This is a genomic window from Streptomyces sp. NRRL WC-3742, from assembly GCF_000720635.1.
Lineage (GTDB): Bacteria > Actinomycetota > Actinomycetes > Streptomycetales > Streptomycetaceae > Kitasatospora.
In genome coordinates this window covers 73,140-87,424 of sequence record NZ_JOCF01000004.1, presented here as the reverse complement: position 1 = coordinate 87,424, position 14,285 = coordinate 73,140, and the positions used below count along the sequence as shown (strand labels likewise).

Annotated in this window: 13 protein-coding genes; 8 read left to right on the top strand and 5 right to left on the bottom strand. The window is 73.8% G+C overall.

Annotation, left to right across the window (positions count from 1 at the left end; all coding sequences use genetic code 11):
* Positions 1–175 precede the first annotated feature (175 nt).
* The 4 genes from IH61_RS0103990 to IH61_RS0103975 form a co-directional block, all read right to left on the bottom strand.
* Positions 176–1,855, bottom strand: a complete 1,680-nt coding sequence (locus IH61_RS0103990; protein ID WP_031064949.1) for a hypothetical protein — start codon at positions 1,853–1,855, stop codon at positions 176–178.
* A gap of 469 nt (positions 1,856–2,324) precedes the next feature.
* The gene (locus IH61_RS46740) at positions 2,325–3,014 is read right to left on the bottom strand and encodes a cupin domain-containing protein (protein WP_031064947.1); all 690 of its coding nucleotides are present in this window, start codon (positions 3,012–3,014) and stop codon (positions 2,325–2,327) included.
* A gap of 55 nt (positions 3,015–3,069) precedes the next feature.
* Positions 3,070–3,480: a hypothetical protein gene (locus tag IH61_RS0103980; RefSeq protein ID WP_031064944.1), complete on the bottom strand. Its 411-nt coding sequence runs from the start codon at positions 3,478–3,480 to the stop codon at positions 3,070–3,072.
* Positions 3,477–3,899: a hypothetical protein gene (locus tag IH61_RS0103975; RefSeq protein ID WP_031064941.1), complete on the bottom strand. Its 423-nt coding sequence runs from the start codon at positions 3,897–3,899 to the stop codon at positions 3,477–3,479. The genes IH61_RS0103980 and IH61_RS0103975 overlap by 4 nt, the downstream gene beginning before the upstream one ends.
* A gap of 346 nt (positions 3,900–4,245) precedes the next feature.
* Between IH61_RS0103975 and IH61_RS0103970 the strand changes: the two genes are divergently transcribed.
* The 5 genes from IH61_RS0103970 to fahA all read left to right on the top strand — a co-directional run bounded on the left by IH61_RS0103970 (position 4,246) and on the right by fahA (position 10,472).
* Positions 4,246–5,613: a phosphoribosyltransferase family protein gene (locus tag IH61_RS0103970; protein WP_031064937.1), complete on the top strand. Its 1,368-nt coding sequence runs from the start codon at positions 4,246–4,248 to the stop codon at positions 5,611–5,613.
* Between the two features lie 221 nt (positions 5,614–5,834).
* Positions 5,835–7,049: a 4-hydroxyphenylpyruvate dioxygenase gene (gene hppD, locus IH61_RS0103965; protein WP_031064933.1), complete on the top strand. Its 1,215-nt coding sequence runs from the start codon at positions 5,835–5,837 to the stop codon at positions 7,047–7,049.
* 122 nt (positions 7,050–7,171) lie between these two features.
* Positions 7,172–8,374, top strand: coding sequence for a homogentisate 1,2-dioxygenase (locus tag IH61_RS0103960; RefSeq protein WP_031064930.1), 1,203 nt, complete (start codon positions 7,172–7,174; stop codon positions 8,372–8,374).
* The gene (locus IH61_RS0103955; RefSeq protein ID WP_051836236.1) at positions 8,371–9,243 is read left to right on the top strand and encodes a hypothetical protein; all 873 of its coding nucleotides are present in this window, start codon (positions 8,371–8,373) and stop codon (positions 9,241–9,243) included. Before IH61_RS0103960 ends, IH61_RS0103955 begins: the two co-directional genes overlap by 4 nt.
* Complete coding sequence (gene fahA, locus IH61_RS0103950) at positions 9,240–10,472, top strand: fumarylacetoacetase (RefSeq protein WP_031064923.1); 1,233 nt, start codon at positions 9,240–9,242, stop codon at positions 10,470–10,472. The genes IH61_RS0103955 and fahA overlap by 4 nt, the downstream gene beginning before the upstream one ends.
* 113 nt (positions 10,473–10,585) lie before the next feature.
* Here the strand turns inward: fahA and IH61_RS0103945 are convergent, their stop codons facing one another.
* Positions 10,586–11,356 (bottom strand): SDR family oxidoreductase, encoded by a 771-nt coding sequence (locus IH61_RS0103945; protein WP_031064920.1) that lies wholly within the window; start codon positions 11,354–11,356, stop codon positions 10,586–10,588.
* Between the two features lie 118 nt (positions 11,357–11,474).
* Here IH61_RS0103945 and IH61_RS0103940 point away from each other — a divergent pair, with 118 nt between their 5' ends.
* The 3 genes from IH61_RS0103940 (at position 11,475) to IH61_RS0103930 (ending at position 14,275) form a co-directional block, all read left to right on the top strand.
* A complete protein-coding gene (locus tag IH61_RS0103940; protein ID WP_078910810.1) occupies positions 11,475–12,167 on the top strand; it encodes a TetR/AcrR family transcriptional regulator in 693 nt (230 codons plus the stop codon).
* Positions 12,168–12,246: 79 nt separating this feature from the next.
* On the top strand, positions 12,247–13,338 hold the full coding sequence (locus tag IH61_RS0103935) for an enoyl-CoA hydratase/isomerase family protein (RefSeq protein ID WP_031064912.1): 1,092 nt from the start codon (positions 12,247–12,249) through the stop codon (positions 13,336–13,338).
* A gap of 151 nt (positions 13,339–13,489) precedes the next feature.
* Positions 13,490–14,275, top strand: a complete 786-nt coding sequence (locus IH61_RS0103930; protein WP_031064909.1) for an enoyl-CoA hydratase — start codon at positions 13,490–13,492, stop codon at positions 14,273–14,275.
* Positions 14,276–14,285: the final 10 nt, after the last annotated feature.

Sequence of the window (14,285 nt, the reverse complement as noted above, 5' to 3'; positions counted from 1 at the left end):
GCCTACTCAGCGACGAGTAACAGCCGCTGACATCGGCGCTTCGGGGTGATGGCGGCGGGCTGGACGCCGACCGCGCACGCGAGCCCGACCGGTACCACCACCACACCGGCCCACGCCGGCGCCCGAGCCATGGGCCGGGCCCGACGTCCCGCCGTCCGTCGTTGTCCGACTCGCGTCACGGCCGCCGGGCCCTGGGCCGTCCTCTCCGTTTCGTCCCGTCCGTTGTGGGCGGGTGTGCGTCCCACCAGGTCATCACCTCGTCGGCGACGGCCAGTGCCCCGCCGGGGGCGATCTCCTCCAAGTCGTAGAGGACCGCCCAGCCACCGAGGAAGACGGCCCGGGCCGCCAGCCTGCGGGCCGTGGCCGGGTCCGACGCGTCCACCAGGGCAGCCAGGGCGGCCAGGGCACGGGCCCGCGTCCCGCCGAGAAGGATCGTGTGGGCGAGTGCCTCGGCCCGTTGGGGTTCGCCCTGTCGGGCCAGCGCGCAGACGACGTCGATGACCGCCTCGCCCCGCCCCCAGCGGTCGGGGATCGCGGGGACGAGGGCTTCGGCCCGGGCCGTCTCGCCGCGCTGGGCCAGCGCGCCGATGACGGCCATCAGCGCCCGGCTGCGCGCCCAACGGTCGGTGAGGGCGCGGGCGAGTGCCTCGGCCTGGTCCGTATACCCGGACCAGGCCAGCGCCTCGATCACCTCGGCCTTCCGCGCCGCCCGCAGGTCGGGCTCGACGATCTGGTCGGCGAGTGCCAGGGCCCGCTCGGGCCGCCCGTGCCGGGCCAGCAGCAAGGCCACGGCCTCCCACAGTGCGGAGCCGTCGAAGCCGGCGTCACAGCCGAGCAGTTCCTCGACCCGGGCGGCCAGGACGAGTGCCACCTCCCGGTCGGCCGTCTCGGCGACCGCCTCCAGCAGATCGGACACGATCCCCACCTCGAAGGGCGGACGCGGGCGGGGCCGGGCGAGGATCGTGAGGTACAGGCCATCGGAGTCGGCCTCGCCCTCCTGCACCCCCGCCGCCGCGAGCTCAGCCGCTTCCGCTGCTTCGGCCGCCGCTGCGGCCGCCGCTGCGGCGGCAGCACGAGCCAGGCTGCACAGCACGACATCGAACCGGTCCAGGTCGCCGCTGCGGGCCTCGAAGGCCAGCAGCGCGGCGAAGAACGCGCGGTGTCCGAGGCTTCTGCTCCCCTCTCGCCGGACGAGGTCCTCCGCGCGGTCGGCGAACGTGCCGGCCAGGACGTGGTCGCCGGCGGCGTGCGCGATCTCCATCGACATGACGAGCACGTGCCCCAACTCCGCGCCGTAGGCGTACTCGGCGGCCCTGACGGCGTACCCGAGCGCGGCGGGGAAGTCACCGCTGTCCGCCACCTCCTTCGCCAGCCCGGCCCAGGCTTGCGGCCGGCTGTGCGGATAGCGGAGCGCCTCCACCAAGCCGGCGGCGCGCTCGCGTTCACCGGCGCGTGCCACCGCCGGAATGCGGGCGACCAGGGCACGGTCCCGCTGCGAGCGGTCGCTCAGCGACTCGGCGAGCGCCCCCGCACCGTCCAGGTCTCCGGCCTCACCCGCCATCCGCACCAGACGGACGAGGTCCCCCTCCGGGCCGGACCTGCCCGCGCCCGCGCGAACCAGCTCGACCGCGCGGCCGAGATGACCGGCCCGCACGAGCTCCGCAGCCAGGCCCATGCCGGCTCCCTCGTACGCCTCCTGATGCGCCGCCAGCCGCAGGACCGCCAGCAGGCAGGGCACGGACCCCCTGCGCAGCAGACCCAGGTCACCACTGCCCGCTGGGGCCGGGCCGAGGCGCCGATCCCGTGCCCTCGTCGCATAGAGCCCGGGGCCCATCTGGGCGAACCCCTTCGGCATGCGCGATCCCCCTCGCCGACGGCCCCTCCTCGCACCGCGCGAGGTGCCCGCCGCCCGAGCCGACACGATAGCCGGAAGGCCGGGATGGTGACGTCTGTCGACCTAGATGCAGGTATACGGCTAACGGCTGACAGGTTTCAAAATCTGTCAGCCGTTAGCTGTTAACTGTCACTTGTTTTCTGTCACTTGCCGGGCCCGCAGTCGAAGCGGCAATCGTCCGGGGTCGGTTCGCCGCTGGACAGCCCCGTCGACGCACCTCCCGTCGACGCGCTTCCCAGTGATGCGCTTCCCGGGGACGGAGCGGATCGGGAGCAGGCTTCCCGCAGCGCGGTCACTGCCACGAGCAGTCCCATGATCGCCCCGAGTCCGCACACCGCCTCGGAGGCCGTGATCGAATGTTTCGTATTCATGAGGTGGTTCTCCTGATTCCTCCGGGCGACCGATCCGGTTCCGGCCGATCGCTCCGTACTCAACTGTGGTGACGGGCAAGCCCCGTTTGCATGGGCTCGAGGTCCTGTTCAGGTCCCACATAGGCGCCGACCCGGCCGCGCACGACGGCCGCCGGGGAGCCCTCCCCGGCCCGCAGGCCGTACTGCTCACCCGCCCGGACGTACACCAAGTCGCCGGTGAACAGCGGAACTTCGCGGCCGTCCGGGCCGAGATGGGCGCCGGTTCCCGAGAGCAGCACCAGAAAGGTGTCCGCCTCGGCCTCGGTGTACGGCCCGAACGCCTCGCCCGCCGCCAGCTCCACCGTCTCCACCGCGATCCGCCGGGCGGTGCCGGGGCTCCGCGAACCTCCGCGCTGGGCGGGGATGCCGGGGCCCTCGGGTTCGGCCTTCGCGACCCTTGCGGCCTTCGCGAGACGGACGGTGAGCAGCGCCGCCGGTGCGCCGCCGCGCGGGGCGGCGAGCCGGTGGCTGCTGCCGGGCGCGTGGTGGAGCACCTCGCCGGGAAGCAGGGTCCGGTCGGCGGCGCGCAGCCGTCCGGCGAGCACGACGGTGGCCGACTCCACGGACTGGCAGGGCAGTTGCTCGGCACGCGCCCCCGGCGGCAGGGTCTCGACCGCCAGCGCCGCCCGGACGGACGGGCGCTGGTCGGGGTCGATCACCCGCTGGAAGACGGGCGCGGTGCGCGGCACCGCGACGGGGACGAGGATCATGAGCGGTCTCCCGGAAGAGGGGTGGCGGGACCGGGGGGCGGGACCGGGGTGGCGGTCAGGGACGGCTGTGGCGTTCGGCGCGGCGCCCCGCGAGGGAGTCGCGCGTACCGGCGGAGTGCCGGGGCGCCACGAGGGTGAGGCAGAGCAGTTCCGCGCCGAGCGGTCCGGCCTCGAGGTGCAGGGTGCGTCCTCGGCGGGCCAGCAGCAGGTCGCCGTCCGAGGCCAAGTGTTCGACCTCGTCGGGGACTTGGCCGACGAGGGCGCTGCCGCGCAGCACGTGCACGACGGTCTCGGTATCGCGCCGGGCCTCCAGGACGTGGTGGGCGCCCGGGCTGAGCCGCAGGTGGTCGAAGGTCTCGCAGGCGCTGGCGAGCATGGTGCGGCGGGCCAGTGAGCGGACCCGCACCCGCTCGCCGTTCGGGCCGAGCAGGACCATCGCGGAGCCGGTGTCGGTGGTGACGATCACCGGGAATCACCTTCTTCGGGTTCCTCGGGGGCGGTGCGGTCGAGGGTGGTGCGGTCGGGGGCGGCCTGAGGCGGCACGGTGGCGGCGGCGAGGATGGCGTGGAAGTACTCCATCCCGGCCGTCCCGGCGGTGAGGACCGTCCGGGAGTCGAGCGGCAGCACGACCGCCGTGCCCTCCACCAGCGCCACGCCGATGTCGGCGCGCTCGGCCTGGTCGGGGCGTACGACGTCCTCGGGCAGGGCCGCGACGCCGGAGCCGGCGGTGACGTACAGCGCGTGTTCGGCTCCGTCGCCGCCCACCTCGGCGCTGCGCCCCGGTTCGAGCCGCTGCAGGCCGACCGCGCGCAGCGGGCCGGCGAGCAGGCGGCCCGGGTCGACGGCTCCGCGTCGGCGCAGGTCGGTGATGACTGTGCCGGGCATGTCGCACGCTCCTCGGGTCCCGGACGGGCCCTGCGGTCCGTCTCTGCGCACCACGCTCCGCCGCCCGCCGTCCCGTCCGCGCGGGAGTGGCGTCCCGTCCCGCTCCCGGCCTCCGGCCCGTGCCGTCCCGGCCCCGGACCCCCGTGTCCCGGGCCGTCCCGACCCGGTCCCGCCGAGATCCCGGCGGGGGTCCCGGAAGTGGTCCCGGAAGTGGTCCCGGCAGGGGGTCCCGGCCCTCTCCCGCCACGGACCCGGCCCACCCCCGCCCAGGCCCCGCAGGGGCGCGGGACGCCCGCCGCCCGGGGCCCGCCCGGGCGACGTACGGTGGAGACCGGAGGCCGTGGAAATGCGTGTCACCGGAGTCCACTTCACCGACCGCACCGATGCCGGACGGCGGTTGGCCGCCCTGCTCGGCCATCTGCGCGGCCCGGGCACGGTGGTCGTCGCGCTGCCCCGGGGCGGGGTGCCGGTGGCGGCCGAGGTGGCGGCGGCGCTCGGTGCTCCGCTGGACATCTGCGTGATCCGCAAGCTGGGCGTGCCGCACCAGCCCGAGCTGGGCATGGGCGCGATCGGCGAGGACGGCGTACGGGTGCTGAACGAGCAGGTGATGCGGGCCTCCGGGGTGGGCGGGGAGCAGCTGGCCGAGGTGGAGCGGCGGGAGCGGGCGGAGCTGGAGCGCCGGGCGCGCCGCTACCGGGGCGGGCGGGCGCCGGCGGCCGTACGCGGGCGCACGGTGGTCGTGGTGGACGACGGCGTGGCGACGGGTTCGACGGCGCTGGCGGCCTGCCGGATCGTGCGGGCGCGGGGCGCGGCGCGGGTGGTGCTGGCGGTGCCGGTGGCGCCCTGGGACTGGACGGAGCGCCTGGCCGGGGCGGCGGACGAGCTGGTGTGCGTGGCCACGCCGTCGCCGTTCTTCGCGATCGGTGAGTTCTACGGCGACTTCTCGCAGACCCAGGACGAGGAGGTGCTGCGGCTGCTAGGCTCCGCGGACGCCGGGACGGCGACGCCGGAGCGGGAGGTGCGGCTGACCGCCGCGGGCGTGCACCTGACGGGCCTGCTGACCGTGCCGGAGGCCCCGCGCGGCGTGGTGGTGTTCGCGCACGGCAGCGGCAGCGGGCGCCACAGCCCGCGCAACCGGGGCGTCGCCCGGTACCTGAACGGCCGCGGCCTGGCCACGCTGCTGTTCGACCTGCTCACGGAGGCCGAGGAGCCGGACCGGCGCAACGTGTTCGACGTGGAGTTGCTGGGCGCCCGGCTGGCGGCGGTGGCCCGGTCCCTGAGCGTCCGGGGCGACGGGGGCGGCGGGGACGGCGAGGAGGGCCCGTCCGAGGCGCGCGGCCTCCCGCTGGGCCTGTTCGGCGCCAGTACGGGCGCGGCCGCCGCCCTGCACGCCGCCGCCGAGCCGGGCTCGGCCGTACGGGCGGTGGTCTCGCGCGGCGGGCGCCCGGACCTGGCCGGGCCCGGCGATCTGGCCCGGGTGCGCGCCCCGACGCTGCTGGTGGTCGGCGGGCTGGACACCGCCGTGCTGGACCTCAACCGGCGGGCCCGGGAGCGGCTGCGGTGCGTCAGCGAGCTGGCGGTGGTGCCGGGCGCGAGCCACCTGTTCGAGGAACCGGGCACACTGGAGCGGGCCGCCGAGCTGGCCGGGGCGTGGTTCCTGCGTCATCTGCCGTCCGCTCCGGGGGCAGGAGGGGCGGTTGCGCAGACCCGGTGAATCCCCTCGCCAGGCCGCGCACTTTGCACAGTCGGACCGGGGATTTCCTGATCAGCTTGTACACATTGAGCAGTGAAAACCCGACCTGTTGCCCAACCCATCGGACAGGAGCAAGCTCTCCGCCAACCGCACCGCCCACCCGCAATGCGGCGCGGCCGCGATCCAAGTGCGCGATCCAAGCGGACGCCTCAGAGCCGAGGCCCTAACTGGAGGAACGACCGATGACTCCGCAGTCCCACGCCCTTGAGCTGACCCCCGAGGAGCGCGAGGCCGGTCTCGACGCCGACCAGCTGCGCCGCCTCGTCGGCCTCGTCGAGCACGACGCGGCCTCCGACCCATTCCCCGTCACCGCCCAGGACGCGGTCGTCTTCGTGGTCGGCAACGCCACCCAGACGGCCCAGTTCTACCAGGCCGTGTTCGGCATGGAGCTGGTCGCGTACTCCGGCCCGGAGACCGGCCGCCGCGACCGCAAGGCTTTCGTGCTGCGCTCCGGCTCCTGCCGCTTCGTGATCAAGGGCGGCGTCCTGCCGGACAGCCCGCTGCTGGACCACCACCGCCGCCACGGCGACGGCGTCGTCGACCTGGCGCTCGAGGTGCCGGACGTCGACAAGTGCATCGAGCACGCCCGCGCCACCGGCGCCACCGTGCTGGAGGAGCCGAACGACGTCACGGACGAGAACGGCACCGTGCGCCGCGCCGCCATCGCCACCTACGGCGAGACCCGCCACACCCTGGTCGACCGCTCCCGCTACAACGGCCCGTACCTGCCGGGCTACGTCGTGGCGAAGAGCAAGGTGAAGCACCCGGAGGGTTCGCCCAAGCGCCTCTTCCAGGCGCTGGACCACGCGGTGGGCAACGTCGAGCTCGGCCGCATGAACGAGTGGGTGGCGTTCTACAACCGCGTCATGGGCTTCGTGAACATGGCCGAGTTCGTCGGCGACGACATCGCCACCGAGTACTCCGCGCTGATGTCCAAGGTCGTCGCCAGCGGCAACCACCGGGTGAAGTTCCCGCTCAACGAGCCGGCCATCGCCAAGAAGAAGTCGCAGATCGACGAGTACCTGGAGTTCTACACGGGCCCCGGCTGCCAGCACATGGCGCTCGCCACCAACGACATCCTCACCACCGTGGACGTGCTGCGCGCCCGCGGCGTGGAGTTCCTCGACACCCCGGACGCGTACTACGACGACCCGGAGCTTCGCGAGCGCATCGGCAAGGTGCGCGTGCCGATCGAGGAGCTGAAGAAGCGCGGCATCCTGGTCGACCGCGACGAGGACGGCTACCTGCTCCAGATCTTCACCAAGCCGATCGGCGACCGCCCGACCGTCTTCTACGAGTTCATCGAGCGCCACGGTTCGCTGGGCTTCGGCAAGGGCAACTTCAAGGCGCTCTTCGAGTCCATCGAGCGCGAGCAGGACCGCCGCGGCAACCTGTGACCGCTGGGGGCCGTCCGGCGCGAATCGCCCCTATCGTGGCGTGCGCCGGGCGGTCCCTCACCCGCCGTAACCGTCGCGGCGAACCCGTTCGGCACGGTCGAGAAGGAACAGGGAGCAGGGAGATGGCGTACTACCGGCAGCTGGGCAGCATCCCGCCCAAGCGGCACACCCAGCACCGCACACCCGAAGGCGGGCTGTACTACGAGGAGTTGATGGGCGAGGAGGGGTTCTCCTCCGACTCGTCGCTGCTCTACCACCGGGGCATCCCCTCGGCCGTGGTCGACGCGGTGCCGTGGGAGCTGCCGGACCAGTCCACGGTGCCCAACCACCCCCTGCTCCCGCGCCACCTCAAGCTGCACGAGCTGTTCGCCGGCCAGGAGTGGAAGTCGGCGGACGTGGTGAGCGGGCGCCGGCTCGTCCTCGGCAACGGGGACGTGCGGATCTCCTACGTCGCCGCCGGGGCGCCGAGCGAGCTGTACCGCAACGGGCTCGGCGACGAGTGCGTGTACGTGGAGTCCGGCTCCGGCACGCTCGAGACGGTCTTCGGCTCGATCGAGGTCGGACAGGGCGACTACGTCCTCATCCCCCGGGCCACGACCCACCGCTGGGTGCCCGCCGGGGACGAGCCGCTGCGCGCGTACTGCATCGAGGCGAACAGCCACATCACCCCGGTCAAGCGCTACCTGTCCAAGTACGGGCAGCTGCTGGAGCACGCGCCGTACTGCGAGCGGGACTTCCGCGGGCCGGTCGGGCCGCTGGTCGTCGAGGACTCGGGCGACGTCGATGTGCTGGTCAAGCACCGTGGCCCGCAGGGGGTTTCGGGCACCCGGTACACCGTGCCGCACCACCCGTTCGACGTGGTCGGCTGGGACGGCTGCCTGTACCCGTACGCCTTCAACATCAAGGACTTCGAGCCGATCACCGGCCGCGTCCACCAGCCGCCGCCGGCCCACCAGGTCTTCGAGGGCAACGGCTTCGTGATCTGCAACTTCGTTCCGCGCAAGGTGGACTACCACCCGCTGTCGATCCCGGTGCCGTACTACCACGCCAACGTGGACAGCGACGAGGTCATGTTCTACTGCGGCGGCGACTACGCGGCGCGCAAGGGCTCGGGCATCGCCCAGGGCTCGATCTCGCTGCACCCGGGCGGGCACACCCACGGGCCGCAGCCGGGCGCCTACGAGCGCAGCATCGGCGTGGAGTTCTTCGACGAGCTGGCCGTGATGGTGGACACCTTCCGGCCGCTGGAGCTCGGCGAGGGCGGGCGGGCCTCCGAGGACTCCAACTACGCCTGGACGTGGGCGGGTCGGGGGCCCGGGCGATGAGCTCCGCGACCTCCGCGAACCCCGCCGCTTCGGTGATTCCCGGGCTCTTCCGCGGGCTCTTCGACGACGCGGCGGTGTTCCCACCGGGGAACCTGCCGGTCGCCGAGGCGGTGCCCGCGCACCGCGCCCACCGGGCGGCCTGGTACGCCGAGTCCGTCGGGCCGCTCCTGTGCGGAGCGGGCCGGCTGGACGAGTTGACCGCGGCGGCGGCGGGCGAGCAGCCGCTACGGGTCGGGCTCGTACTGCCGGGGGGCAGTACGGAGCTGGCCCCGGCGCTCGCCGCCGCCGCGCCCTTCGAGGTGGCCGGCGTGGAGCTGGCCACCCGCGACGCGGCCGGCGCCCTCGCCGAACTGGACCGCCTGCTGGCGCCGGAGATTCCCGCAGCCGTCGAGCTGCCGCGCGAACTCCTGCGCGGGGAAGGGCTGGAGGCGGCACTGGACCTGATCGCCGGCAGCCGCTACCGGGCGAAGTTCCGCACCGGCGGGCTGGTCGCCGACGCGTTCCCCGACGAGGAGGAGCTGGCGGCCTTCCTCACCGGCTGCGCGCGGCGCGGCCTGGCGTACAAGTGCACGGCCGGGCTGCACAACGCCGTCCGGCACACCGACGCGACGACGGGCTTCGAGCACCACGGCTTCCTGAACGTGCTGCTGGCCGCGCGGGAGAGCGACCCGGCCGTGGCGACCGAGGTGCTCGCGGAGCGCGACGGCGAGGTACTGGCCAAGGCCGTCCGTACACTGACCGATCGTCAGGTTACGGTGATCCGCGACTCGTTCACCGCGTTCGGCACCTGCAGCATCGCCGAACCGCTGGCCGACCTGGCCTCGCTCGGCCTGCTGCCGGCCAGTCCACTGCCCCAGGAGGACCGTTGAGCACCACCCCCAGCAGCCCCCGCAGCTGGCTCGTCAGCGCCCAGGACTCGCCGTTCGGCGTGCACAACCTGCCGTACGGCGTGTTCACCGCCGCCGACCGGCCCGGGCAGCGGCGGATCGGCGTGCGCGTGGGCGACTTCGTCCTCGACGCCGGGGCCGCCGCCCGCGCCGCCGGGGCGCCGTCCGTCCTCCTGGACGCCGACTCGCTCAACCCGCTGATGGCGGCCGGGCGTTCGGCCTGGACCCAGGTGCGCGCGGACCTCACCGCCTGGCTGACGGACGAGTCCTACCGCGAGGCGCTCACCGGCGCGCTGCTGCCCGTCGGCGAGGTGGAACTGCACCTGCCGTTCGAGGTCGCCGACTACGTCGACTTCTACGCCTCCGAGCACCACGCCACCAACCTCGGGCGGATCTTCCGACCGGGCTCGGAGCCGCTGACGCCCAACTGGAAGCACCTGCCGATCGGTTACCACGGCCGGGCCGGCACGGTGGTCGTCTCCGGCACGCCGGTGGTGCGCCCGCACGGCCAGCGCAAGGCCCCCTCGGACGCCGCGCCGAGCTTCGGGCCGAGCCGGCGCCTGGACATCGAGGCCGAGGTCGGCTTCGTCGTCGGCGCCCCCTCCCAGCTGGGGCGGCCGGTGACTCTGGACGACTTCGAGCAGCACGTGTTCGGCGTCTGCCTGCTCAACGACTGGTCGGCGCGCGACATCCAGGCGTGGGAGTACGTGCCGCTCGGCCCGTTCCTCGGCAAGTCCTTCGCGACCTCGATCTCGCCGTGGATCGTGCCGCTGGACGCGCTGCGCCACGCCCGGGTCACCCCGCCGGCGCGCGACGTCGAGCCGCTGCCGTACCTGGACGACCGCGGCCGCGAGCCGTGGGGCCTGGACCTGGCCATGGAGGTCCGGCTCAACGGGCACACCGTCTCGCGCCCGCCGTTCGCCACCATGTACTGGACGGCGCAGCAGCAGCTCACCCACATGACCGTCAACGGCGCCTCGCTGCGCACGGGCGACCTGTTCGCCTCGGGCACGGTCAGCGGGCCGGAGGTGGACACCCGGGGTGCGCTGATCGAGCTGACCTGGAACGGCGAGGAGCCGCTCAAGCTCGCGGACGGGACGACGCGCACGTTCCTGGAGGACGGGGACGAGGTCGTGATCACCGCCACCGCTCCGGGGGCCGGCGGGGCGGTCGTCGGGTTCGGCGAGGTGGCGGGTCGGGTCGTCGGCTGACGGCTGACAACCGACGGCTGACGGCTGACGGCTGACAGATTTCAGAGAACAGCTCACAGCTGACGGATTTCATCATCTGTCAGCTGTGAGCTGTTCGCCGTTTCCGCCCTTCGCTACAGCGCCGACCCGCCGGTGGCGTCGACGACCCGGCCGGAGACCCAGCGGGCGTCGTCCGAGGCGAGGAAGGCCACCACGCCCGCGATGTCCTCCGGCTGCCCGACGCGGCCGAACGCGGAGACCGAGGCGGCCCAGGCGGCGGCCTCCTGGTCCCCGTGCAGCCAGCTCGTGTTGTCGGTGTCGACGATGCCGGGAGCCACCGAGTTGACGGTGATGCCGCGCGGCCCGAGCTCCTTGGCCAGGTTGAGCGTGAAGGTGTCGAGCGCGCCCTTCGTCGAACCGTAGGCCATGACCTCCGGCATGGCTATGCGGGCCAGGCCGCTGGAGATGTTGATGATCCGGCCGCCGTCGCGCAGCCGCGCCAGCCCGTGCTTGACGATGAAGAACGGCGCGCGGACGTTGACCGCGAACACCTCGTCGAAGCCCTCCTCGGTCAGGCTCGCGAGGTCGGCGCTGCGCCCGATCCCGGCGTTGTTCACGATGATGTCCACGCCCCCGGTGGGCGTGTGCTCGCCGATCCGCTCGTCGAACGCCTCCCAGAGCGCGGCGGCGTCGCCGTGCCACCCGAGCGCGGCGGGCAGCGCGAACGCCCGGCCGCCCGCCGCGCGGATGGCCTCGACCACCTCGGCGGCCGCCTCCTTCTCCCGCGCGTAGCCCACCGCGACGACGGCGCCGTCCCGGCCCAGCCGCTCCGCGATGGCCCGTCCGATCCCCCGGCTACCGCCGGTGACCAGCGCCGTCCTGCCCTCCAGTGCACGCCCGGTCATGGCCTGCCCCTCCCTGTTCGCGTCGTTCGCGTCGCCACTCATTTATTGAGTGATCGCTCAAGAAAGAAGCTAGCACACGCGCCGCCCACTTCTTGAGCGACTGCTCTAAAATTTCGGCATGGCCGAGAAGACCCGCCCGACGACCCCGCCCGCACCGGCTGCCACCGCCGACCTGCCGGCCCAACCGGCCCAGCAGGCCCGGCCCGCCCAGCCGGCCCGGCGCGGCCGGCCGCCGGCCTTCGACCGCGCCGAGGCGCTGGCAGCGGCGACCCTGCTGTTCTGGGAACGCGGCTACGAGGCCACCTCCGTCAGCGACCTGACTGCCGCCATGGGCATCCGCCCCGGCAGCCTGTACGCCGCGTTCGGCGACAAGCGCACCCTCTTCGAGGAGGTCGTCCGGGAGTACGGCAACTCCCCCGTCGGGTCGTTCCTCGGCGCGGCCCTGGCCGAGGAGCCCACCGCCCGCGCCGCCTTCTTCCGCCTCCTGCGCGAGACCGCCACCGTCTACGCGGACCCGGCCCACCCGGCCGGCTGCCTGGTCATCAGCGCGGCGACCAACGTCTCCGTCCAGGACGCCGAGGTCCAGACGCGGCTGCGCGACCTGCGCAACGCCAACCTGCGGATCTTCGAGGCCCGGCTGCACACCGCCCGGCAGGACGGCGAACTCCCCCCGGACGCCGACCCGTCCGCCCTCGCCCGCTACTTCGCCACGGTGATCCAGGGCATGTCCCAGCAGGCCCGCGACGGCGCCACCGCCGACGACCTGGCCCGCACCGCCGAACTGGCCCTCCAGGTCTGGCCGTCCCCGTGATCACCCCCGCCCGCCGCCCCCGGTACGGTGGAGCGCGGCGGCCGCCCGGCCGCCGCCACCGAGGGACGGGAGCGGACGGATGAGCGCACAGCCGGAGCAGGCGCCGGAGGTCCTGACCCACCTGGACGGCGGGCTCGGACGGATCGTGCTGAACCGCCCCCGCGCGCTCAACTCCCTGACCCACGGCATGATCACGGCCGTCCGCACCGCCCTCGACACCTGGGCCGAGGACGACCGGGTGCGCGCCGTCGCGCTCACCGGCGCGGGCGAGCGCGGCCTCTGCGCGGGCGCCGACATCCGCGCCATGCACGAGGACGCCAAGGCCGGCGGGGCCGGCATGCGGGCGTTCTTCCGCGACGAGTACCGGCTCAACTCCCTGATCGCGCACTACCCGAAGCCGTACCTGGCGGTCATGGACGGCATCACCATGGGCGGCGGCGTCGGCCTGTCCGCCCACGGGGCGGTGCGGATCGTCACCGAGCGCTCCACCGTCGCCATGCCCGAGACCCGCATCGGCCTCGTCCCGGACGTCGGCGGCAGCCGCCTGCTCGCCCTCGCCCCCGGCGAGTTGGGCACCCACCTCGGGCTCGCCTCCGCCTCGATGGCCCCCGGCGACGCGCTGCTGTGCGGCTTCGCCGACCACTTCGTGCCCTCCGCCCGGGTGCCCGGGCTGCTCGACGCGCTGGCCCGCGCCCTGGACGGTGACGCCGAACCCGCCGCCGCCGTCCGGGAGGCCGTCGCCGCGCACGCCGAACCCGCGCCCGAGGCCCCGCTCGCCGCCAAGCGCGCCTGGATCGACGCGTGTTACGCGGCAGACACCGTCGAGGAGATCACCGAGCGGCTGCTCGACTCCGGTGTGGCGGAGGCCAAGGAGGCCGCCGGGCAGCTGCTCGGGAACTCCCCCACCGCCGTCAAGGCCGCCCTGGCCGCGCTGCGCCGGGCCCGTACACTCCCCTCGCTGGAGGCGGTGCTCGACCAGGAGTACCGGATCTCCTGCGCCGCCCTGGAGGGTCACGACCTGGTCGAGGGCATCCGCGCCCAGGTGATCGACAAGGACCGCGATCCGCACTGGTCGCCCGGTTCGCTCGCCGAGGTGACGGACGCGGACGTCGAGCGCTTCTTCGCGCCCCGCCCGGACGGCGGGTTGGGCCTGGACGCTGCCCGGCCCTGAGGCCCGGCGAGGCCCTCGCCCTCGAGCCCCGGTGATCTGGTGATCGTCGTCTCGCATGCCAAGACTGGCGCGAGGCGGGGCACGTCGTAGATCCTCGGGTGGTCAGGGCGCGCCCGTGCGGCGCCGAGCAGCGGAATGGGAGTCGACGGCGATGACCGAGACCGAGACCTACGAGACGATCCTGGTCGAGCGCAAGGGCCGGGTGGGCGTGATCACGCTCAACCGCCCGAAGGCGCTGAACGCGCTGAACACGCAGCTGATGAACGAGGTCGTCGCCGCGGCGACCGCGTTCGACCGGGACCCGGAGATCGGCTGTCTGGTGATCACCGGTTCGGAGAAGGCGTTCGCCGCCGGCGCCGACATCAAGGAGATGCAGGGCAACGCGTTCCCCGACGTCTACCTGGACGACTGGCTGGGCCCCTGGGACCGGCTCGGCGCGCTGCGCAAGCCCGTGGTGGCGGCCGTGGCCGGGTTCGCCCTGGGCGGCGGCTGCGAGCTGGCGATGCTGTGCGACATCCTGCTGGCGGCGGACACCGCGAAGTTCGGCCAGCCGGAGATCAAGCTCGGTGTCATCCCCGGCATCGGCGGCTCGCAGCGCCTGACCCGGGCGATCGGCAAGGCCAAGGCGATGGAGCTGTGCCTGACCGGCCGGATGATGGGCGCCGAGGAGGCCGAGCGGGCCGGCCTGGTGTCGCGGGTCGTCCCGGCCGACCAGCTGCTGGAGGAGGCGCTGGCCACCGCCGAGACCGTCGCGGCGATGTCCGCCCCGGCGGCGATCATGATGAAGGAGAGCGTCAACCGCGCCTTCGAGACCACGCTCGCCGAGGGTGTGCGCTTCGAGCGCCGGCTCTTCCACGCGGCGTTCGCCACCGCCGACCAGAAGGAAGGCATGGCGGCGTTCGCGGAGAAGCGGGCGCCGAAGTTCGAGAACCGCTGACGGCGGGCGC